The 21479-nt window shown below is 67.2% G+C and carries 21 protein-coding genes; 12 read left to right on the top strand and 9 right to left on the bottom strand.

Annotation, left to right across the window (positions count from 1 at the left end; all coding sequences use genetic code 11):
- The first annotated feature begins 6 nt into the window (after window positions 1–6).
- The 6 genes from serC (at window position 7) to UYS_RS0215665 (ending at window position 7859) form a co-directional block, all read left to right on the top strand.
- On the top strand, window positions 7–1110 hold the full coding sequence (gene serC / locus UYS_RS0215690) for a 3-phosphoserine/phosphohydroxythreonine transaminase (RefSeq protein WP_016856470.1): 1104 nt from the start codon (window positions 7–9) through the stop codon (window positions 1108–1110).
- Between the two features lie 90 nt (window positions 1111–1200).
- The gene (gene pheA / locus UYS_RS0215685; protein WP_016856469.1) at window positions 1201–2292 is read left to right on the top strand and encodes a prephenate dehydratase; all 1092 of its coding nucleotides are present in this window, start codon (window positions 1201–1203) and stop codon (window positions 2290–2292) included.
- Window positions 2293–2308: 16 nt separating this feature from the next.
- Window positions 2309–4606, top strand: a complete 2298-nt coding sequence (locus UYS_RS0215680) for a bifunctional prephenate dehydrogenase/3-phosphoshikimate 1-carboxyvinyltransferase (RefSeq protein WP_016856468.1) — start codon at window positions 2309–2311, stop codon at window positions 4604–4606.
- A complete protein-coding gene (gene cmk / locus UYS_RS0215675) occupies window positions 4603–5292 on the top strand; it encodes a (d)CMP kinase (RefSeq protein ID WP_016856467.1) in 690 nt (229 codons plus the stop codon). The genes UYS_RS0215680 and cmk overlap by 4 nt, the downstream gene beginning before the upstream one ends.
- 178 nt (window positions 5293–5470) lie before the next feature.
- The gene (rpsA, locus tag UYS_RS0215670; RefSeq protein WP_026068612.1) at window positions 5471–7150 is read left to right on the top strand and encodes a 30S ribosomal protein S1; all 1680 of its coding nucleotides are present in this window, start codon (window positions 5471–5473) and stop codon (window positions 7148–7150) included.
- 331 nt (window positions 7151–7481) lie between these two features.
- On the top strand, window positions 7482–7859 hold the full coding sequence (locus tag UYS_RS0215665) for a histone-like nucleoid-structuring protein, MvaT/MvaU family (protein WP_016856465.1): 378 nt from the start codon (window positions 7482–7484) through the stop codon (window positions 7857–7859).
- A gap of 96 nt (window positions 7860–7955) precedes the next feature.
- On the opposite strand, the gene UYS_RS18215 is transcribed toward UYS_RS0215665, so the two are convergent.
- A complete protein-coding gene (locus tag UYS_RS18215) occupies window positions 7956–8750 on the bottom strand; it encodes a helix-turn-helix domain-containing protein (protein WP_026068611.1) in 795 nt (264 codons plus the stop codon).
- 321 nt (window positions 8751–9071) lie between these two features.
- Here UYS_RS18215 and UYS_RS0215655 point away from each other — a divergent pair, with 321 nt between their 5' ends.
- Window positions 9072–9377, top strand: coding sequence for a hypothetical protein (locus tag UYS_RS0215655; RefSeq protein WP_026068610.1), 306 nt, complete (start codon window positions 9072–9074; stop codon window positions 9375–9377).
- Between the two features lie 40 nt (window positions 9378–9417).
- Here UYS_RS0215655 and UYS_RS0215650 read toward each other — a convergent pair whose 3' ends face one another.
- The 4 genes from UYS_RS0215650 to UYS_RS0215635 are packed head-to-tail and all read right to left on the bottom strand — an operon-like array spanning window position 9418 to window position 12050.
- Window positions 9418–10290, bottom strand: a complete 873-nt coding sequence (locus UYS_RS0215650; protein ID WP_016856462.1) for a hypothetical protein — start codon at window positions 10288–10290, stop codon at window positions 9418–9420.
- A 3-nt stretch (window positions 10291–10293) separates the two neighbouring features.
- On the bottom strand, window positions 10294–10524 hold the full coding sequence (yacG, locus tag UYS_RS0215645; protein ID WP_016856461.1) for a DNA gyrase inhibitor YacG: 231 nt from the start codon (window positions 10522–10524) through the stop codon (window positions 10294–10296).
- A gap of 43 nt (window positions 10525–10567) precedes the next feature.
- On the bottom strand, window positions 10568–11197 hold the full coding sequence (gene coaE, locus UYS_RS0215640) for a dephospho-CoA kinase (RefSeq protein WP_016856460.1): 630 nt from the start codon (window positions 11195–11197) through the stop codon (window positions 10568–10570).
- A gap of 1 nt (window position 11198) precedes the next feature.
- Complete coding sequence (locus tag UYS_RS0215635; protein WP_026068609.1) at window positions 11199–12050, bottom strand: prepilin peptidase; 852 nt, start codon at window positions 12048–12050, stop codon at window positions 11199–11201.
- A gap of 174 nt (window positions 12051–12224) precedes the next feature.
- On the opposite strand from UYS_RS0215635, the gene nagZ reads away from it, so the two are divergent.
- Window positions 12225–13238 (top strand): beta-N-acetylhexosaminidase, encoded by a 1014-nt coding sequence (gene nagZ, locus UYS_RS0215630; protein WP_016856458.1) that lies wholly within the window; start codon window positions 12225–12227, stop codon window positions 13236–13238.
- Between the two features lie 49 nt (window positions 13239–13287).
- Window positions 13288–13866 carry a hypoxanthine-guanine phosphoribosyltransferase gene (locus UYS_RS0215625; RefSeq protein ID WP_016856457.1) on the top strand — a complete coding sequence of 193 codons (579 nt, stop codon included), beginning with the start codon at window positions 13288–13290 and terminating at the stop codon, window positions 13864–13866.
- A gap of 87 nt (window positions 13867–13953) precedes the next feature.
- Here the strand turns inward: UYS_RS0215625 and UYS_RS0215620 are convergent, their stop codons facing one another.
- From UYS_RS0215620 to UYS_RS0215610, 3 genes are all read right to left on the bottom strand, one after another.
- On the bottom strand, window positions 13954–14394 hold the full coding sequence (locus UYS_RS0215620; RefSeq protein ID WP_016856456.1) for a DUF411 domain-containing protein: 441 nt from the start codon (window positions 14392–14394) through the stop codon (window positions 13954–13956).
- A 637-nt stretch (window positions 14395–15031) separates the two neighbouring features.
- Window positions 15032–16723, bottom strand: coding sequence for an AMP-binding protein (locus tag UYS_RS0215615; RefSeq protein WP_016856455.1), 1692 nt, complete (start codon window positions 16721–16723; stop codon window positions 15032–15034).
- A gap of 85 nt (window positions 16724–16808) precedes the next feature.
- The gene (locus tag UYS_RS0215610; protein WP_016856454.1) at window positions 16809–17252 is read right to left on the bottom strand and encodes a MerR family transcriptional regulator; all 444 of its coding nucleotides are present in this window, start codon (window positions 17250–17252) and stop codon (window positions 16809–16811) included.
- 221 nt (window positions 17253–17473) lie between these two features.
- Between UYS_RS0215610 and UYS_RS0215605 the strand changes: the two genes are divergently transcribed.
- The 3 genes from UYS_RS0215605 to mmsB all read left to right on the top strand — a co-directional run bounded on the left by UYS_RS0215605 (window position 17474) and on the right by mmsB (window position 20813).
- On the top strand, window positions 17474–18640 hold the full coding sequence (locus UYS_RS0215605; RefSeq protein ID WP_016856453.1) for an acyl-CoA dehydrogenase family protein: 1167 nt from the start codon (window positions 17474–17476) through the stop codon (window positions 18638–18640).
- A 77-nt stretch (window positions 18641–18717) separates the two neighbouring features.
- The gene (locus UYS_RS0215600; RefSeq protein ID WP_016856452.1) at window positions 18718–19857 is read left to right on the top strand and encodes an enoyl-CoA hydratase/isomerase family protein; all 1140 of its coding nucleotides are present in this window, start codon (window positions 18718–18720) and stop codon (window positions 19855–19857) included.
- A 59-nt stretch (window positions 19858–19916) separates the two neighbouring features.
- The gene (mmsB, locus tag UYS_RS0215595; protein WP_016856451.1) at window positions 19917–20813 is read left to right on the top strand and encodes a 3-hydroxyisobutyrate dehydrogenase; all 897 of its coding nucleotides are present in this window, start codon (window positions 19917–19919) and stop codon (window positions 20811–20813) included.
- Between the two features lie 6 nt (window positions 20814–20819).
- Here the strand turns inward: mmsB and UYS_RS0215590 are convergent, their stop codons facing one another.
- On the bottom strand, window positions 20820–21404 hold the full coding sequence (locus tag UYS_RS0215590) for a cupin domain-containing protein (RefSeq protein WP_016856450.1): 585 nt from the start codon (window positions 21402–21404) through the stop codon (window positions 20820–20822).
- Between the last annotated feature and the right edge of the window lie 75 nt (window positions 21405–21479).

The following is a 21479-nucleotide window of genomic DNA, read 5'->3' as shown; positions in this document are numbered from 1 at the left end:
ACGCTGATGACACGCCATTTCAACTTTTGCGCCGGCCCGGCTGCCTTGCCGCAGCCGGTCCTGGAGCGCGCCCGCGACGAGCTGCTGGACTACCAGGGGCGTGGCCTCTCGGTGATGGAGATGAGTCATCGCTCCGCCGAGTTCGTGGCCATCGCCGAGCAGGCCGAGCGCGATCTGCGCGAGCTGCTGGCGATTCCCGACAACTACCGGGTGCTGTTCACCCAGGGCGGGGCGACGCTGCAGTTCGCCGCCGTGCCCTACAACCTGCTGGGCCACGGCGGCAGCGCCAACTTCCTGCACACCGGGATCTGGGGCAAGAAGGCCATCGCCGAGGCGCGCCACCTGTTCGGCGCGGCGCCCATCGCGGCCTCCAGCGAGGCGAACGGCCACAGCGCCGTGCCACGCCAGGCCGACATCGCGCTGAGCGATGACGCCGCCTATCTGCACTACACCGCCAACGAGACCATCGGCGGGATCGAGTTCGACTACGTGCCCCGCGGCTTGCGCCCGGACGGCACCGAGGTGCCGCTGGTGTGCGACATGTCGTCGAGCTTGCTGTCCGGGCCGATCGACGTCTCGCAGTTCGGCATCATCTATGCCGGTGCCCAGAAGAACATCGGGCCGGCCGGTCTGACCCTGGTGATCGTGCGCGACGACCTGCTCGATCGCGCCTGCGCCGAGATGCCGAGCCTGATGGGCTACAAGGCGCTGGCCGAGGCCGGCTCCATGGTCAACACCCCGGCGACCTACGGCTGGTACCTGGCCGGCCTGGTGTTCCAGTGGCTCAAGCACGACATCGGTGGCCTGGCGGCCATGGATGCCCTCAACACACGCAAGGCCGAGAAGCTCTACGCCGCCATCGACGGCAGCGACTTCTACTCGAACCCGATCGCCCGGATCAATCGCTCGCGGATGAACGTGCCGTTCGTCCTCGCCGACGACCGGCTCGACAAGGCCTTCCTGGCGGAATCGGAGCAGGCGGGGCTGCTGAACCTCAAGGGTCACCGCAGCGTCGGCGGCATGCGGGCCAGCCTCTATAATGCCGTGCCTGAGGCCGGCGTGGACGCCCTGGTCGACTTCATGGCCGACTTCGAGAAGCGCAACGGGTGAGGTGAAAGCGGGTGTCCCTTCGGTGCCCGCCTTCACGCCTGAATCTCCGTATGACAACGGGGCGTGGCCCCGAGGAAAAGGGAACCACCGATGAGTGATGCCCCCATCAATCTCGATTCGCTGCGTCAGCGTATCGACGAGCTGGACGGCGAGATCCTGCGGCTGATCAGCGAGCGGGCGGAGTGTGCCCGCCGCGTGGCCGAGGTCAAGACCCAGGGCGACCCCAAGGCCGTGTTCTACCGGCCCGAGCGCGAGGCCCAGGTGCTGCGGCGGATCATGGAGCTCAACCCGGGGCCCCTCGACGGCGAGGAAATGGCCCGGCTGTTCCGCGAGATCATGTCGGCCTGCCTGGCGCTGGAGCAGCCGGTCAAGGTCGCCTATCTGGGGCCGGAAGGTACCTTCACCCAGCAGGCGGCGCTCAAGCACTTCGGCGAGAGTGCGGTCAGCCTGCCGATGGCGGCCATCGACGAGGTGTTCCGCGAAGTGGAGGCCGGTGCTGTCAACTACGGCGTGGTGCCGGTGGAGAACTCCACCGAGGGGGTGGTCAACCACACCCTGGACTCCTTCATGGATTCCGGCATGGGCATCTGCGGCGAGGTGGTGCTGCGCATTCATCACCATCTGCTGGTGGCCGAGACCACGCGCCCGGACAAGGTCTCGCGGATCTACTCGCATCCGCAGTCCTTTGCCCAGTGCCGCAAGTGGCTGGATGCCCACTATCCCCACGCCGAGCGCATTCCGGTGTCGTCCAATGCCGAGGCGGCTCGCCTGGTGAAGACCGAGTGGCACAGCGCCGCCATTGCCGGCGACATGGCCGCCAAGCTCTACGGCCTGACGCGTCTGGCCGAGAAGATCGAGGACAGCCCGGACAATTCCACGCGTTTCCTGATCATCGGCAACCAGCAGGTGCCGATGTCCGGCGAGGACAAGACCTCCATCGTGGTGGCCATGCGCAACCAGCCCGGCGCCCTGCACGACCTGCTGGAGCCGTTCCATCGCCACCAGATCGACATGACGCGCCTAGAGACGCGGCCCTCGCGTACCGGCGTGTGGAACTACGTGTTCTTCATCGATTTCAAGGGCCATCGCGAGGAGCCGCGGGTTGCCGCGGTGCTCGAGGAGGTGCGCCTGCGCGCCGCCGAGCTCAAGGTGCTGGGCTCCTATCCTCAGGGCGTGCTCTAGGATGCAACGGAATGCCATGCCCGACCGGGTGCTGATCGTCGGTCTCGGCCTGATCGGCGGCTCGCTGGCCGCGGCCCTGCGCAAGGCCGGCTTCGGGGCCTCCGAGAAAGGCGCGGCCGGCTTCGGGGCCGCTGATAAGCGTGCCGAAATCCTGGCCTGCGACCCCGATGCCGACGAGATCGCCCGCGGCATCGAGATGGGGCTGGTCGACCGCGGCGACACGCGCCTGGCGTCGATGCTCGACGGCGTCGACCTGGTGGTGCTGGCGGTTCCGGTGCTGGCGATGCGCCAGGTCATGACCGAGCTCGCCGACGCGGATGCCATCGCGAAGGGAGTGGTGATCACCGACGTGGGCAGCACCAAGGGCGCCATTCGCGAAGCGGCCGAGGCCGTGTTCGGCAGCATGCCGCCGAATCTGGTGCTCGGCCACCCCATCGCCGGCTCCGAGAAGAGCGGCGTGGCGGCGGCCAACCCCGAGCTCTACGTCGGCCACAAGGTGATCCTGACGCCCGAGCCGACCACCGATCCCGAGGCGCTGGGCAAGGTGCGTGCGCTGTGGGAGCGCGCCGGCGCCGAGGTGCTGGAGATGGGCGTGGAGCGTCACGACGAGGTGCTGGCCCGCACCAGTCATCTGCCGCACCTGCTGGCCTTCTCGCTGGTGGATACCCTGGCGCGCCAGGACGAGCGGCTCGACATCTTCCGCTACGCCGCCGGCGGCTTTCGCGACTTCACGCGCATCGCCGGCAGCGATCCGGTGATGTGGCGTGACATCTTCGTCGCCAATCGCGACGCCGTGCTGCATGCCCTCGACGACTTCGAATCCGGTGTGGCCCGGCTGCGCGACGCCGTCGAGCGCGGCGACACCGATGCCATGCTGGCGACCTTCGATCGCGCCAGTCATGCCCGACACTACTTCGATACCCTGCTTAACCAGACCAGTTACCAGGCGGAATACCAGATGCAAGCACAAGACCAGCTGCGCTACCGGGTCAGCCCCGGCGGCGGCGTGACCGGGCGCATCCGCGTACCCGGCGACAAGTCGATCTCTCATCGCTCGATCATGCTCGGCGCCCTGGCCGAAGGCGTGACCGAGGTCTCCGGCTTTCTGGAAGGCGAGGACAGCCTGGCCACTCTGCAGGCGTTCCGCGAGATGGGCGTGGCCATCGAGGGGCCGCACCAGGGGCGCGTCACCGTGCACGGCGTCGGCCTGCACGGCCTCAAGGCGCCGGCCGGACCGCTCTACGTGGGCAACGCCGGCACGGCGATGCGCCTGTTCGCCGGGCTGCTGGCCGGCCAGTCGTTCGATACCGAGCTGACCGGCGATCACTCGCTGACCAAGCGCCCCATGGGTCGCGTGGCCGATCCGCTGCGCGAGATGGGTGCGGTGATCGAGACCGCCGAGGGCGGCCGCCCGCCGATGAAGATCAAGGGTGGCCAGCCGCTCAAGGGCATCACCTACGACATGCCGATGGCCAGCGCCCAGGTGAAATCCTGCCTGCTGCTCGCCGGGCTCTATGCCGAGGGCGAGACCCGGGTGCGCGAGCCGGCGCCGACCCGCGACCACACCGAGCGCATGCTCAACGGGTTCGGCTATGAGGTCGAGCGCCAGGGTGATACCTGCTGGCTGCAGGGCGGCGGTGAGCTGGCGGCGGCGCCCATCGATGTGCCGTCGGACATCTCCTCGGCGACCTTCTTCCTGGTGGCGGCCGCCATCACGCCGGGCGCCGATCTGGTGCTCGAGCACGTGGGCATCAACCCGACCCGCATCGGCGTGATCAATATCCTGCAGCAGATGGGGGCCGACCTGCGTCTCGAGAACGAGCGCGAGGTGGGCGGTGAGCCCGTGGCCGACCTGCACATTCGCTATGCGCCGCTCAAGGGCATCGACATTCCGGTCGACCAGGTGCCGCTGGCCATCGACGAGTTTCCGGCGCTGTTCGTGGCGGCCGCCAATGCCGAGGGCACGACCCGGCTGCGCGATGCCGCCGAGTTGCGCGTCAAGGAATCCGATCGTCTCAAGGCCATGGCCGATGGCCTCACCGTGCTGGGGGTCGAGAACCGTCTCTATGAAGATGGCATCGACATCGTCGGTCGCCTCGAAGGGCAGGGCGCCGACGGCCCGAGCTACGATGGCGGTCGCATCGACAGCCTGGGCGACCACCGCATCGCCATGGCCTTTGCCGTGGCGGCCCTGAGAGCCTCCGACGAGATCGTCATCGACGACTGCGCCAACGTGGCCACGTCCTTCCCCGGTTTCGTGGATCTGGCCCGCCGTGTGGGGCTGTCCCTCGAAGAAGAGCAGGAGGCGTCATGAGCGAGCTGGCGCCGGTACTGACCATCGACGGCCCCGGCGGGGCCGGTAAGGGCACCATCAGTCGTCTGGTCGCCGAGCGACTGGGCTGGCATCTGCTGGACAGCGGCGCGCTCTATCGGCTGACGGCCCTGGCGGCCACCCGGCACGACGTGGCGCTGGATGACGAGCCGGCGGTGGCGGCCATCGCCGAGACCCTGGACGTGGTGTTCCTGGCCGAGAACGGCGAAGCGCGCATCCTGCTCGAGGGCGATGACGCGACGAGCACGATTCGTACCGAGCAGGTCGGTGATGCGGCCTCGCGAGTCGCCTCGCTGCCGGCGGTGCGCGAGGCGCTGCTCAAGCGGCAGCACGGCTTTCGCCAGGCCCCGGGGCTGGTCGCCGACGGGCGCGACATGGGCACCGTGGTGTTCGTCGATGCGCCGCTGAAGATCTTCCTCACGGCCAGTGCCGAGGAGCGGGCGCATCGTCGCCAGCTTCAGTTGCGGGAGGCAGGGGTGGATGCTAGTCTATCGAGTCTTCTCAAGGAGATTCAGGCACGCGATGCGCGCGATATGCAACGCAGCGTGGCGCCACTCGTACCGGCCGAAGATGCCGTCGAGCTGGACACCACGAGCCTGACGATACCGGAAGTGGTGGATCGGCTGACGGAGCTGCTGGCCCAGCGTGGGCTCGCCTCCGGCACCTGAGCTCCCTTGCGGCGCTCCCGGAACGATGTGATGACGTGGTCGGGCACCTTAAGTGCCCCGTGAGCCCGGCCAGGTCGAACCAGCGCCAACATCCCCGGGAGCAGTCTGAAATGGCCCGTACTCGCTGGTGGTACGGAGGAGCGGCCCTGCCGCACAACGTTGATCACGTAGGAACATCATGAGCGAAAGCTTTGCTGAACTGTTTGAACAGTCTCTCCAGGACATCAACATGGAGCCGGGCGCCATCGTCGCGGCTGCCGTCGTCGACATCGAGGGTGACTGGGTCACCGTCAATGCCGGCCTGAAGTCCGAAGGTCAGATTCCCGCGGCCCAGTTCCGCGACGATAACGGCGAACTCACCATCGCCGTCGGCGACGAAGTCCACGTCGCTCTGGAAGCCGTGGAAGACGGCTTCGGCGAGACCCGTCTGTCTCGCGAGAAGGCCAAGCGCGCCGAGGCCTGGAAGGTCCTGGAAGCCGCCTTCGAGAAGGAAGAAATCGTCAAGGGCGTGATCAACGGCAAGGTCAAGGGCGGCTTCACCGTCGACGTGGATTCCATCCGCGCCTTCCTGCCGGGTTCCCTGGTCGACGTGCGTCCGGTGCGCGACACCACGCACCTTGAGAACAAGGAACTGGACTTCAAGGTCATCAAGCTCGACCCGAAGCGCAACAACGTTGTCGTTTCCCGTCGTGCCGTTCTCGAAGCCGAGAACAGCGCCGAGCGTGAAGCTCTGCTCGCCACCCTGCAGGAAGGCCAGCAGATCGTCGGTATCGTCAAGAACCTGACCGACTACGGCGCCTTCGTCGACCTGGGCGGCGTCGATGGCCTGCTGCACATCACCGACATGGCCTGGAAGCGCATCAAGCATCCGAGCGAGATCGTGTCCGTCGGCGACGAAGTCAGCGTCAAGGTGCTGAAGTTCGATCGCGAGCGCAACCGTGTCTCCCTGGGCCTCAAGCAGCTGGGCGAGGATCCGTGGGTCAACATCAAGGCTCGCTACCCGGAAGGCACCAAGGTGCACGCCACCGTCACCAACCTCACCGACTACGGCTGCTTCGCCGAGCTGGAAGAGGGTGTCGAGGGTCTGGTTCACGTCTCCGAAATGGACTGGACCAACAAGAACATCCATCCGTCCAAGGTCGTTCAGGTCGGTGACGATGTGGACGTCATGGTGCTGGATATCGACGAAGAGCGTCGTCGTATCTCCCTGGGTATCAAGCAGTGCACTGCCAACCCGTGGGAAACCTTCAACGCCCAGTACAACAAGGGCGACCGCGTTGCCGGTACCATCAAGTCGATCACCGACTTCGGTATCTTCATCGGTCTGGAAGGCGGCATCGACGGCCTGGTTCACCTGTCCGACATCTCCTGGACCGAGACCGGCGAAGAGGCGGTTCGCAACTTCAAGAAGGGCGACGAAGCCGAAGCCGTCATCCTGTCCATCGATCCGGAGCGCGAGCGCATCTCTCTCGGCATCAAGCAGCTGGACAGCGATCCGGTCGCCGAGTACCTCGCCGTCAATGACAAGGGCTCCGTCGTCACCGGCCGCGTGGTCGAGGTTGACGCCAAGGAAGCTCACGTCGAGCTGGCGACCGATGTCGTGGCCGTGCTCAAGGCCTCCGAGATCAGCGCTGACCGCGTCGAAGACGCGCGCAACGTGCTGAACGAAGGCGACAGCGTCGAAGCGCGCATCGTCAGCGTCGATCGCAAGAGCCGTCAGATCAGCCTGTCCATCAAGGCCAAGGATCAGGACGACACTCGTCGCAACATGTCCAAGCTGCGCGAGCAGCAGGAAACCGACCAGGATGGCCCGACCACCATCGGTGACCTGATCAAGCAGCAGATGGGTCAGGACTAAGATTCGGGGCCCTGCCCATTTAGCGAATCTTGGCTAGACCGGAGGCGCCGCCCGCGAGGGCGGCGCCTCTTTTTTTGTGGGTTGCGAGGGCGGGTTTCCGGCCTGGTGGATGCCGTTTTCGGGATGTCGTCTTCGGGATGTCGGCGGATCGGTGACAACTTGCAGATTGGCCATCATATTAAAAATAATGAATAAAGGCGCTATTGGCGGCAGTTTTATATTTAACTGTGGCCTTCAACTCTTGGCGAGTTGTTCTGTAGTTGCGTGATATGCCTTTAGGCGCAATAATATCGAGGCATTCCCGAAACTCCCCCAGACAAGGAACGATTACATGTCATCACTGCTCAGCAATTACATGCAGAAAGAACAGCAGCTCAAGCAACTCCAGGATGAACTCGATCGTCTGGAGAATGACGAGCGCCTCAAGGCCGAGCTGGAATTCAAGACCAAGCTCGAAGCCCTGATGAAAGAGTTCGACAAGAGCGCGAATGATGTCATCGAACTGCTGAACCCCAAGCCCGGTACCGCGCCCAAGGCCGCGGCCCCCAGCGCCGGCAGCCGTCGCAAGCGCAAGCTGAAGATCTACAAGCACCCGCAGACCGGCGAAGTCGTCGAAACTCGCGGCGGTAATCAGAAGACCCTGAAGGCCTGGAAAGACGAGTTCGGTTCCGAGACCGTCGAGTCCTGGCTGGTGCGCACCGAGGACTGATATCGGCGGTAAGGCCGGGTATACGGCGAAGCTCGGCTGGCATCAAGAGACGCCGCCCCTTGGGCGGCGTCTTTGTGTCTTGGGTTCAGGTGTCAGTCACAGCAGGGGAACATGCAGTTCCAGGCTGTCCTCGGTCTGCAGCAGCAGGGGAGGGTCGCCGCTGAGTGGCTCGCCGGCCCCGGAGACGCCCCGGCACGCCATGTACAGTACGGCGTCATCCAGCTGGCTGGCATGCTGCAGCGGCAGGCAGGCGTGGCGCTGGGGGGGCAGGTCGAGCATGCGGAAGGCCGGGGGCAGCGCCAGGCTGGTGCTGTGGGCCTTGAGCTGCATGCCGAGATCGAGCCGGGGCAGCGCGCCTTCCAGTGGGCGATCATGGAAGATGGCCAAGGGGGTGGCTTGCTCGAGGCGGCTGGGCAGGGCCTCGGCGCCCTCGGTGTGGCGGAGCCAGTCGCGCAGGTTGTCACGCAGCCGCTGTGGTCGATACAGGCGCGTCAGCACCGCCTTGCGTGCGGGCAGCTCCCTGATGGCGTAGGAGAATCCCTCGGTCTCGTTAAGGCGGCGCTTGAGCGACACGCGCCGTGCCTGCCGATAGCGACGCGGCGGCTGGCCGTAATGACGCTGAAAGGCGCGCGAAAACGCCGAATGATTCTGATACCCGCAGATGCTGGCGATCCGGCTGATATGGCAAGTCGTGTGAATTAACAGGCGTGCGGCCTTTTCGAGTCGCAGTCTGTCTCGATAGGCGCCCGGTGATAGTCCGAAGTAATCCCGGAAGCGTCGTCTGACCTGTGATGAGGAATAGCCAATCCTGCTGGCGAGTTCCTCGATGCCCTTCTGGTTGCCCAGCGTGTCCTGCAACCATATTTCCGCGCGCATCATGTCTTGGCACATGCCCGACTCCCTTGCTGCGTTGTTTCCAGTGCCTTGCGTGATGCCGGTCGTGATCGATGGCTGGCAGATCGTCTTGCCGGAATGTGGTCTGTGTGTCGGTTGATGTCGTTATAAGGCTACAGTCACTGCTTTATGCAGTCTAACGGGGGCGAAGGCAAGTTTGCCTCCGGGTAATGAACGTTTCGGCACATAATAGGCGCCAAAAGCCACAGGATGGGTGCTTGTCGAGGGGGAGGCGGGTATAATCGTGTTGTTATCTCGCCCGGCCATGGCCCTCGTTGTCTTCCTCCTCTGGCCAGGCCTTGAACCGACTGGTTGCGAATGAAACAGCACAGATTTCAAAAGCCCATGGATGAGCGTGAGAAGTTACGCAAGTTCCGTGAACTCGATGATGCCTTCGCCGAGGCGTTGCGTGAGCTCGACACTTCCGGTCCGGCCCTGGATATTTCCACCGGGTCTCCGGTTCGTTCTCCGGATGAGCCGCCTGAGCTGCCCATGGAAGCGCCGGAGAGTCGCCAGCAGCTCTTCGAGCGCCGTCTCCGGGAGTTGATGCAGGATTATGCCCAGGATGAGAACAGCGTCAGCGATCTGCTGCGGACGCTGCAGGGGCTCGGGCGCATTGCCTGACATGCCCCTGAGGCGCTTCACCTAAGGCCCGGCGCGGCCGTCAGCGACGGTAGCGATAGACCCTGAGGCTCGGGAGCAGCGGCTCCTGCTCCAGTCGCTCGTCGCGGCGACGCGCCCGTGTGCGCGTCTGGGGGGGATGGTCCGGCGGCTGGTTGTGATCCGGCAGGCGGCCGTCGTCGGCCGGCACGAACAGCGGCAGCGCCACGTTCATGGCGCGTCGCCGGTGGCCGTCTTCCAGCGGTTCCGTGAAGAACAGGTTGGCCCGCATCAGCGGTGCCTGGGTCTGCACCTGGGCCAGCGGCTCGCCGTCCGGAATGCCGGCCAGCTGGCGCAGCTGGATGCGCACATGCGGGGCGTCGGTATCGAGGGCCAGCAGCTTCTGCTCGGCCTCGCGCACGCTCAGCCGTTTGATGGAGCGCCCGCTCGAGTACCAGGCGAAGCGCACCCTGGCCACCGGTGCCGGGGCCAGCGGAATGCCTCGCCAGCACTGCTTGAGATGCAGTCTCGCCAGGCCACTGCCGCGCAGATGGGTATGCAGCTCGGGATGGCGAAAGGGCAGCACCGCCTTGATCTCGGGCAGCAGTGAGGGCTCTTCCTCCCGAATCCTGGCCAGCAGGTCGGCGAAGGCCTGCTTGGCGCCGTTGACCCGCAGGGCCGCGTCCATGACCGCCGGCGTGGCGGCCACCAGTCCCACATGACTGCGCGTGCTGCGTCCGTCCTGCCCATCCTGATACCAGAGGTCCAGCAGCGCCTCGTGCAGCCAGTCGGCATCGGCACGTTCGCGTCCGAAGGCCCAGGTCTGTCCGCCCTCGTCTCGACAGGTGCTCACCAGTGCCTCGCTGGTCTCGATCAGGCCGTCGAAGGCGGCCTCCAGGCGAGCCAGCAGCTGGTATTCGGGCGCATGGCTGGTCATCGGCTAGACGCCGCCGTCGCGATCGGCGCGGGCCAGCAGGGCATCGATGTCGGTCTCGTCCATGGCGGGCTCGCCGGCGATGCGGTGCGATTCGTCGGCCCAGGCGCCCAGATCGAGCAGGCGACAGCGCTTGCTGCAGAAGGGGCGGTAGGGGTTGTCCTCGCTCCAGGCCACCTTGGTGCGGCACTGGGGGCAGGCGACCTCGAGGGGGCGCTCGGACTCGGCTTGGTTCATGGGGATTCTCTCGGCGTCAGTAAATCGAGGAAAGGATGACGAATCAGCGCGCCGGGGGCAAACCGGAAAGCGCCCGATAGCGCCGGTCCAGCTCGGCGACCCGGGCCGCCAGGCCGGCCTCGTCGGTGGCATTGTCGAGCACCTCGTCGGCGCGGCCCAGGCGTGTGTCGCGAGGCATCTGGGCGGCCACGATGGCGCGGGCCTGGGCCTCGTCGACGCCGTCGCGGGCGGCGGTGCGTTCGATCTGTAGCGCCTCCGGCACGTCGATGACCAGCACCCGGTCGACCAGCGCATGCTGGCCCGACTCGAACAGCAGCGGCGAGACCAGCAGCGCATAGGGGGCCGGGCCCTCGCGAAACGCGGCCAGTCGCTCGAGCAGGCGCTCGCGGATGCGCGGATGGGTGACCGACTCCAGCCAGCGGCGCTCGGCCTCGTCGGTGAACACGATCTCGCGCAACGCGCGCCGATCCAGGCGGCCGTCGGTCTGCAGCACCCGGGGGCCGAAGTGTTCGACGATGGCGGCGAGGGCGGGCTCGCCGGGCTCGACCACCTCGCGGGCGACGTCGTCGGCATCCACCCAGGGAATGTCGTGCGCGGCGAAGGCGCGGGCCACGGTGGACTTGCCGGAGGCGATGCCGCCGGTCACGCCGATGATCAGGGTCGTCTCGGACATCTCACAGCACCAGGTTCAGGTAGGTGGCCATCAGCGGTTCGCCGAGCAGCAGCGCGATCCAGCCGGCCGCGGCGAGCCAGGGGCCGAAGGGCATCGGCGCGCCGCGCAGGCGCGGCACGGCCAGCTGGACGATCACGCCGACGATGGCGCCGGCACCGGCGGCCAGGATCAGGATCATCGGCAGGAAGGTCCAGCCGAGCCAGGCGCCCAGCGCGGCGAACAGCTTGAAGTCGCCGTAGCCCATGCCTTCCTTGCCGGTGACCAGCTTGAACAGCCAGTAGAAGCCCCACAGTGAGAGATAGCCGGCCATGGCGCCGATCACCGCGCCCGGCAGCTGCAGCGGCTGGAACAGCAGCTGGTACAGCAGGCCGGCCCACAGCAACGGCAGGGTCAGCGCGTCCGGCAGCAGCTGGGTGCGCAGATCGATCGCCGCCATCGCCAGCAGGCTCAGGCAGGCGCCGAGGATGAACAGCCCCTCCAGGGTAGGGCCGAACAGCGCCGTCACCGCCAGCGTCAGCAGGGCGCCGGCCAGCTCCACCAGCGGGTACTGGGGGCTGATGCGCGTATCGCAGTGGGCGCAGCGCCCGCGGCGCTTCAGCCAGCCGAGCAGCGGGATGTTGTCATGCCAGGCGATCGGCGCCTCGCAGCGCGGACACATCGAGCGCGGCGCGGCCAGGTGGAAGGTCGGGGTGTCTTCGGCCTCGAGCTCCAGCGCCTCGCGGGCCTCGGCGCGCCACTCGCGCATCAGCATGACCGGCAGGCGGGTGATCACCACGTTGAGGAAACTGCCGAGGCACAGACCGATCACCGCAGCCAGCGGCCACAGCAGCACAGGGGGAAGATCGACAGGCAAGGGACGCTCCTTATCCGCGGGTAGTAGGGCGAGAAGGTGATGGCGCCCATTCTACGGAGCCCGCGACGACTTGTCCGGGGTCATCTATCTTCTCAAGCGAGGCGATGCCGCGGGCTGTCGTCGGCGCTGGCTTTGGTCTAGAATCGCCTCCCTTCATCCGTCAGGAAGGCGAACATGACCCAGACGCTCGGACCGGTGATGCTGGACCTGGAAGGGACGCAGCTGCGTGATGAGGAGCGCGAGCTGCTGATGCGTCCCGCGGTTGGTGGTGTGATTCTCTTCGGCCGCAACGTCGAAGATGCGGCCCAGGTGCGGGCACTGTGCCGGTCGATCCGGCAGGTGCGCCCGGAGCTGTTGCTGGCCATCGACCAGGAGGGCGGGCGCGTGCAGCGCCTGCGTGAGGGGGTGACCCGACTGCCGGCCATGGGCCGGCTCGGCCGTGAGCATCGGGCGGCGCCCGAAGTCGCCCGACGCCTGTGCCAGGACACCGGCTGGCTGCTCGGCATGGAAATGGCGGCCTGCGGGCTGGATCTCAGCTTCGCGCCTGTACTCGACGTCGACGATGGCCAGTCCACGGTGATCGGTGATCGCAGCTTCGGTGCCGATCCCGAGGTGGTGACCCAGCTGGCCGGTGCCTTCGTCGAAGGGCTGCACGAGGCCGGCATGGCCTCGGTGGGCAAGCATTTTCCCGGTCACGGTGGCGTGGCCGCGGACTCGCACCACGAGCTGCCGGTGGACGCGCGCTCCTTCGAGGCGCTGCGCGAGCGTGACCTGGTGCCTTTCGCGTCCCTGTCGTCACGCCTCGGCGGCATCATGCCGGCCCATGTGGTGTATTCGGCCTTCGATCACCGCCCGGCCGGATTCTCGCCGGCCTGGCTCGGGATGCTGCGCGAGTCGCTGGGCTTCAAGGGCACGATCTTCTCCGATGATCTGAGCATGGCCGGCGCGACCAGCGTCGGCGCGCCCGCCGAGCGTGCCCGCCTGGCCCTGGAGGCCGGCTGCGACATGCTGCTGGTGTGCAACGACCGCGCCGCCGCCCTCGAGGTGGTCGAGGCCTGCGAGGGCCGCACCACCAAGCGCGCCGCCAAGCTGCGCTACGGCCGGGCGCGCCCCGATCTCGACGCGCTCGTGGCGCTGTCGCGCTGGCGTCGGGTGCATGCGCACCTCGAGGCCATGGCCGCCGACTGACGGTTTCCTGAATTTCGAACTCTGACTTTCGAACTACGACGAGCTGACGATGCCTAAACTCGATGCCAATGCCCTCCCGTCCCTGTCGGACATGCGTGAGGTCATGGATTCCGCCGATTGCCTGATCAGCCAGGAAGAGGTCGAGCGTGCCCTGGACCGCATGGCCGAAGAGATCGCGACCGACCTGGGCGACAAGCTGCCGGTGTTCTACTGCGTGATGAACGGTGGCCTGATCACCACCGGCCACCTGCTGACCCGGCTCGGTTTCCCGCTCGAGGTCGATTACCTGCATGCCACTCGCTATCGCGGCGGCACCCGCGGCGGCGAGCTGTTCTGGCGCGTGTCCCCCGAAGTGCCGATGGCCGGCCGTCACGTGGTGATCGTCGATGACATCCTCGATGAGGGCTCCACGCTGGCCGCCATCCTCGATTACTGCCGCGAGGCCGGTGCCGCCAGCATCTCCACCGCGGTGCTGGTCGACAAGCGTCACGATCGCAAGGCGATGCCGGATCTCAAGGCCGATTACTGCAGCCTCGAGGTCGAGGATCGCTACGTGTTCGGCTTCGGCATGGACTACAAGGGCTACTGGCGCAACGCGCCGGGGATCTTCGCGCCCAAGGGCATGTGATCACGCCCTTCGTTCGGCGGTCGCCGAGACGATAAAACCCCGCGAGCTCCAGGCTCGCGGGGTTTTTTTCGGCCTTGAGGAGAGCCGTTACAGCGTCATGAACGGCGAGGCCTGCTGGTCGCGGAACTGATAGATCTCGTAGGGCGCGTTCTGCGGCCCCGGCATGCCCGGGGTGCCGCTCGGCATGCCCGCCAGGCCGATGCCGTCGGTGTCGGGCTGCTGCTCGAACAGCGCCTCCACGGCGGCCATCGGCACGTGGCCCTCGATCACGTAGTCGCCCATCTCGACGGTGTGGCAGGAGCCCTGACCGTAGGGGACGCCGGCGTCCTGCTTGATCTCGCCGAGCGGCTGGTCATCGACCACGGTGACGTCGATCCCCAGGCGCTCCAGATGGCGGGCATAGCCGTCGCAGCAGCCGCACTGGGGATTCTTGTAGAGGGTGGCGGTGTCCGGCAGTGCCGCATGTGCGGTGGTGGCGCCCAGCGCGAGGCCGGCGGTCAGCAGCAGACGAGAGGCGGTGGATGTCATGTGTGATGTCCCTTGTGAGAAGTAAATAGATAGGTGATCGGGGTCATGATGCCGGGTCCCGGTAACAGCAGAACCGTCAGTGGCATCGGCCAGCCGAAGGGCTTCGATGTGGCCCATGGCGGCGAAGCGGTCGGTAATCGTGGCCATGTCCCGCAGTGCCGTCGTCGACGGGCCGATACGGATCGGGGGCGGGCATGGCCCGGGGCGTCGTCAGGCCCTTGGCGGTCGGCGCGGGGGCTGTGGGATGTGGTCACTGACGAGCGTGACCACGGGGGCGGGCAGGGCGCGAGGGGCCATGACCGCGGGGGACAGTGAGGCGGCTGGGGCGGCACAGCCGCCGCCGCAGGCATCGCCGGGATCGGGCAGGTCATCGAGTCCCGTGGATGTCATCGACATCCGGGCACAGTCGGCCTGGCAGGCATTGCCGGCCGCATGGCCGGGCAGGGACGCGAGGGCAAACGCCATCACCAGCAGCAGTGCCAGAAGGCGCCGCCACTCGCGGTGGGATCGCGATGTCCAGGCCGATGAACTCATGCGTCAGTCCCGAAGGGGGCAATCTCTAAAGGGTCAGACGCATTGAAGCGCGACACGGCCCGCCGATGCAATCCCCGGCGGGCCGGCAGGGCTCAGGCGTGGTCTAGCCGAGTCCCAGCTCGTGCGTCGCCTCCTCGCGCATCTTGAACTTCTGGATCTTGCCGGTGACGGTCATCGGGAAGTCGTCGACGAACTTCACGTAGCGCGGGATCTTGTAGTGGGCGATCCTGCCCTGGCAGAAGGCCTTGAGCCCGTCTTCGTCGAGGGTCTCATCCTCGGCGAGCTTGACCCAGGCCATCACCTCCTCGCCGTACTTGTCGTCGGGCACGCCGATGACCTGCACGTCCGAGATCGCGGGGTGGGTGTAGAGGAAGTCCTCGATCTCGCGCGGATAGATGTTCTCGCCGCCGCGGATGATCATGTCCTTGATGCGCCCGACGATGGCCACGTAGCCGTCGTCGTCCATGGTCGCCAGATCGCCGGTGTGCATCCAGCCGGCGTCGTCGATGGCCTTGGCGGTCGCCTCCTCGTTGTGCCAGTAGCCGAGCATCACGCTGTAGCCCCGGGTGCACAGCTCCCCGGGCTCGCCGCGAGGCACCACGGCGCCGGTGCCGGGATCGACCAGCTTGACCTCCAGGTGCGGATGGATGCTGCCGACGGTGGTCACGCGTTTCTCGAGCGGGGCATCGGTGCGGGTCTGCAGGCTCACCGGGCTGGTCTCGGTCATGCCGTAGCAGATGGTCACGCCTTGCATGTGCATGCGCTCGATCACCTTGCGCATCACCTCGATGGGGCAGATCGAGCCGGCCATGACGCCGGTGCGCAGGCTGGAAAGATCGAAATGCTCGAACTCGGGATGCTCCAGCTCGGCGATGAACATGGTCGGCACGCCGTAGAGCGCGGTGGCGCGCTCCTCGGCCACCGCCGCCAGGGTGGCCTGTGGGTCGAAGCCGTCACCGGGATAGATCATCGCCGCGCCGTGGGTCATGCAGCCGAGGTTGCCCATCACCATGCCGAAGCAGTGGTAGAGCGGCACCGGGATTACCATGCGATCGGCTTCGCTGAGGTCGAGGGTGCGGGCGACGAAGAAGCCGTTGTTGAGGATGTTGTGGTGGGAGAGCGTGGCGCCCTTGGGGGCGCCGGTGGTGCCGGAGGTGTACTGGATGTTGATCGGCTCGTCGAACTCGAGCCCGGCCTGTCGCTCGGCCAGCTGCGCGTCGCTGACCCGGTCGGCGTGGGTGAGCATGGTCTCCCAGCTGTGCATGCCGGACAGCGCCCGGGCGCCATCCAGGCAGATCACCCGCCTGAGGTCGGGCAGGGCGCCGCTCTTGAGGTCGGCGGGGGTGACGTCATCGAGCTCCGGGACCAGCTCGGCCAGCATCGCCACGTAGTCGGTGGTCTTGAACTGCCCCTGCAGGATCAGTGTCGAGGTGCCGGACTGGCGCAGCGCATATTCCAGCTCGTGGGTGCGGTAGCTGGGATTGATGTTGACCAGGATGGCGCCGATCTTGGCGGTGGCGAACTGGGTAATGGCCCACTCGGCGGTGTTGGGCGACCAGATGCCGACCCGATCGCCCTTGGCCACGCCCAGCGCCATCAGCGCGCGGGCCGCGCGGTCCACTTCGGTCTGGAGTTCTCGCCAGCGATAGCGCAGGCCCTGGTGACGGCTGATCAGGGCGTCTCGATCGGGGAAGCGGGCGACCGTGTCGTCGAAGCAGTCGCCGATGGTCTGGCCCTTGAGAGGGGTGTCGCTGATGCCGCTCAGATAGCTGGCGTGTCGAGGCTGGCGTGGCATGGTGGCTCTCTTTGTTGTGTTATCTCGGGACATTGCTGTGTTGTCTCGGGAAGACCGGGAAACCCTGCCGCACTGGTCGCTCCGGCTACGGGGTGTCCTCCAGCTGGCGCAGCACGTCCCGCGCCCGCTGATCCACGTCATCGATCTCCAGGCGCATCAGGCGGATGTCCTCGAGCTGGCGCTCCAGGTTGGCCCGCTTCTCCGCCAGCAGCTCCAGCAGCCGCTTGAGCTGGCGCGCGTTACCGTCCGGCATGGCGTCGTACATCATCACCACCTCGCGAATCTCGGCCAGCGAGAAGCCCAGCCGCTTGCCGCGCAGGGTCAGCTTGAGGCGCACGCGATCCTTCTCGCGGTAGATGCGCTTCTGGCCCTGGCGCGAGGGGGCCAGCAGGCCCTCCTGCTCGTAGAAGCGAATGGTGCGGGGGGTGACCTCGAAGATCTGGGCCAGCTCCCCGATGGTGTAGGTGCGCTGCTGACGGGGCAGGGCGTCGTTGTCGCTGTCCTGTGCCTGGGAGGGCGTTCGCGTCATGTGATCGATCCTGTAGCCGGGTGGTCCACCGGCGGTTTCCCACCTCGTCCGAGAACCCTAGACGAGGTTTACGTTAACGTAAAGTGCTTGTTAGACCATGGCGGGATATGGGATAACCCGAGCAGTTGCTAGGTTGGCGATAGCCGCCGGGAGGATCCCGCGGATGTGCATCGCCGGCCCGGCACTCGGCCGTTCCCGATTCTCTCGACGGAGGTGTTTCCATGGATTTTGCGCTGACCGAAGACCAGCGAGCGCTGGCCGATGCGGCCGCCGACTTCGCCCGGGCCGAGCTGGCCGATCATGCCGCCGACTGGGACGCCCGCAGCCATTTTCCCGTCGACGTCATCCGTCGGGCCGGCGAGGCCGGCTTCCTCGGCCTCTACACCCCGGAGGAACACGGCGGGCTGGGGCTGTCGCGACTCGATGCCTCGCTGATCTTCGAGCGCCTCGCCCAGGGCTGCATCGCTACCACCGCCTACCTCACCATTCACAACATGGTGACCTGGATGGTCGCCAGCTGGGGCAGCGATGCCCTGCGCGAGCGCTATCTGCCGGCCATGATAGCGGGTGACGCCCTGGGCTCCTACTGCCTCACCGAGCCGGGCGCCGGCTCGGACGCCGCCAGCCTCACCACCCGGGCGGTGCGTGACGGCGACGAGTACGTGATTTCCGGCAGCAAGATGTTCATCTCCGGGGCCGGCGCGACCCAGGTGCTGGTGGTGATGGCGCGCACCGGCGCGCCGGACAGCGGCGCGGGCGGCATCTCGGCGATCCTGGTGCCGGCCGATGCCGCCGGCATCGCGGTCGGCAAGAAGGAAGAGAAGATGGGTTGGAAGAGCCAGCCCACCTGCCTGATCAGCTTCGACGGCGTGCGCGTGCCGGTGGGCAACCGGCTGGGCGAGGAGGGCGAAGGCTTTCGCTTCGCCATGAAGGGGCTCGACGGCGGGCGGCTCAATATCGCCAGCTGCTCGCTGGGCGCGGCCCAGCAGGCGCTGACGCTGTCGCGGGACTACCTGGGCGAGCGCAAGCAGTTCGGTCGCGAGCTGGCGAGCTTCCAGGCGCTGCAGTTCAAGCTGGCCGACATGGCCAGCGAGCTCAGCGCGGCACGGCTGATGGTGCGCCACGCTGCCTGGCGGCTCGACCAGGGCGACCCGGAGGCCACCGCCCACTGCGCCATGGCCAAGCGCTTCGCCACCGACATGGGCTTCAACGTCTGCAACGAGGCCCTGCAGCTGCACGGTGGCTATGGTTATATCCGCGAATATCCCCTCGAGCGGCTGGTGCGCGACACGCGCGTGCACCAGATCCTCGAGGGCACCAACGAGATCATGCGGCTGATCGTCGCTCGCCGGCTGCTGGCCGACGGCGTCGTCGAAGGCCTGCAGTGACCCGACACCCGGGAGCGGCCGGCGGACGGCCGTCACCCTCGTACGGACTCTCTCACACGGACTATCAGGAGACAGTGATGTCGGACCCCGTGGTCAGCTTCGACGAACTCCCCACGCGCGGCGGCGGCCGGATCGGCGTGGCGACCCTCAATGCGCCCAAGTCGCTGAATGCACTGTCGCTGGAGATGATCCGGCTGCTGGAAGACCGGCTCGAGGCCTGGGCGCTGGACGAGCGGGTGGTGGCGGTGTGGCTGGAAGGCACCGGCGGCAAGGCCTTCTGCGCCGGCGGCGACGTGGTGGCGCTGTATCGCTCGCTGGCCGACGACGCGGCCCGTGACGAGACCTTCGCCACGCGCTACTTCACCGCCGAGTACCGGCTGGATCACCGCATCCACACCTATCCCAAGCCGCTGCTGGTGTGGGGCGACGGCATCGTCATGGGCGGCGGCCTGGGGCTGCTGGCCGGCGGCTTCCAGCGTGTGGTCACCGAGACCACCCTGATCGCCATGCCCGAGATCACCATCGGGCTCTACCCCGACATCGGCGCGAGCTGGTTCCTCAATCGCATGCCGCCCGGCATCGGCGCCTACCTGGGGCTGACCGGGGCCCAGCTCAATGCCCGCGATGCCCTGGACCTGGGGCTGGCCGATCGCTTCGTGCCCCGGGCGCGCCGCGATGATCTGCTCGCCGCCCTGGCCGAGGCCGACCACGGCGATCATGCCCCGGCGGCGTGCCGGCTGGCGGTGGAAGGGGTGCTCGATCGCTTCGAGGCCCGCGAGCAGGCCCCGGAGGGGCAGGTCTGGCCGCGGCGTGATCACCTGCAGTCGCTGGTCGGCGAGACCAGCGCCGCGGATGCCGTGGCGCGCATTCTCGCCGACGAGCGCGACGATGCGTGGCTCGCGGCCAATCGCCAGCGCCTCGCCGCCGGCTGTCCGCTGACCGCGCACCTGGTGTGGCGGATGCTCGAGCGTCATCGCCACACCGGGCTGGCCGACGCCTTCCGCGACGAGCTCGGGCTGTCGGTGCAGTGCTGCCAGCGCGGCGATCTGGCCGAAGGCGTGCGTGCGCTGCTGGTCGACAAGGACAAGACGCCGCGCTGGTCGCATGCCGACGTGGCCAGCGTGCCGGAGGCCGACCTCCAGGCGATGCTCGCCTCGCCGTGGTCGAGCGAGGCGCATCCGTTGAGGGATCTGGGCGTCGGGCTGCGGGTCGGCTGACGGCCTCCGGGCCGTGATTTTTCAGGGTTTGCCAATACAACAAGACAAGGAGCCACGCCATGAACATCGCCTTTATCGGACTCGGCAACATGGGTTCGCCGATGGCCGCCAACCTGCTGAGTGCGGGCCACGACGTCTGCGTCTTCGACCTGGTCGAGGCCGCCATGGCGGAGCTCGAGGGGCAGGGCGCCCGGCGCGCCGACAGTGCCGAGGCGGCCTGTCGCGACGCCGAGGTGGTCATTTCCATGCTGCCGGCCGGGGCCCACGTGCTCGGCCTTTATCTGGGCCGCGATGGGGCGCCCGGGTTGCTCGATGCGCTGACGCACAAGCCGCTGGTGATCGATGCCTCGACCATCTCGCCGGACGATGCGTGCCGGGTCGGCGCAGCGGCGGCCGAGCGGGGGCTGAGCTATCTGGACGCGCCGGTCTCCGGGGGGATCGGCGGGGCCAAGGCCGGCACGCTGACCTTCATCGTCGGCGGCAGCGAGTCAGGCTTCGAGAAGGCCCGGCCGGTGCTCGAGGCCATGGGCAAGAACATCTTCCACGCCGGGGACGTCGGGGCGGGGCAGGTCGCCAAGATCTGCAACAACATGCTGCTCGGCATCCTGATGAGCGGCACCGCCGAGGCGCTGGCGCTGGGGGTGAAGAACGGGCTCGACCCGGCGGTGCTGTCCGAGATCATGAAGCAGAGCAGCGGCGGCAACTGGGCGCTCAACGTCTACAACCCTTGGCCGGGGGTGATGGAGGGCTCGGCGGCGTCGCGCGACTATCAGGGCGGCTTTCTGACCGACCTGATGGCCAAGGACCTGGGCCTGGCCTGGGAGCTGGCGCTCAAGGCCCGGGCCAGCGTGCCCATGGGCTCCCAGGCGCGTAACCTGTTCGCGCTGCACAGCGCCCAGGGCAGCGGCCAGCGCGATTTCTCCAGCATCCAGTGGCTCTATCGCGCCGGTGAGTGAGCGCGATCAGCCGTGATGCAGCTCTTCCCCGCCGTCGGAGAACGACGGCGGGGTGTTGGCGCTGACGATCACGCACTCCTCGTCGCCGACATTGCGAAAGCGGTGGGGCAGGCGCGAGTCGAAGTAGTAGCCATCGCCCTGTGACAGCACCTCCACCTCGCCGTTGACGGTGATCTCGATCTGACCCGAGATCACCACGCCGCCTTCCTCGCCGTCGTGTTCCAGCATGTCCTCGCCGCTGTCGGCGCCGGGCGGGTAGCGCTCGTGCAGGATCGACATGCGCCGATCCGGGCGGCGCGCCGCCACCAGTCGCCAGGACAGCAGGCCATCGCCGATCTCGGTGAGCTCACTGGCCTTGTAGAAGGGCCGGGGGTGGCTGGCCTCCTCGCCGGCGAAGAAGGTGCTGATCGACACCGGCAGGGCGTCGAGGATCTTCTTCAGCGAGCTCACCGACGGGCTGACGCTGTTCTGTTCGATCAGCGAGATGCTGCTGTTGGTCACCTTGGCGCGCTTGGCGAGCTCGCGCTGGGAGAGCCCCTTTTCCTTGCGTAGCTGGCGCAGCCGTGCGCCTACATTGAAACCGTCTTCCATCGTCGTTTGTCCGCGTGCGGGTGGCGGTCCTCTGTCGGTCGGCGAAGCATCTGTCGTGCAGAATTATGGACGGAT

This window comes from Halomonas smyrnensis AAD6 (assembly GCF_000265245.1).
GTDB lineage: Bacteria > Pseudomonadota > Gammaproteobacteria > Pseudomonadales > Halomonadaceae > Halomonas > Halomonas smyrnensis.
The sequence above is the reverse complement of the archived record's forward strand: the minus strand, read 5'-3'. Positions and strand labels throughout refer to the sequence as shown.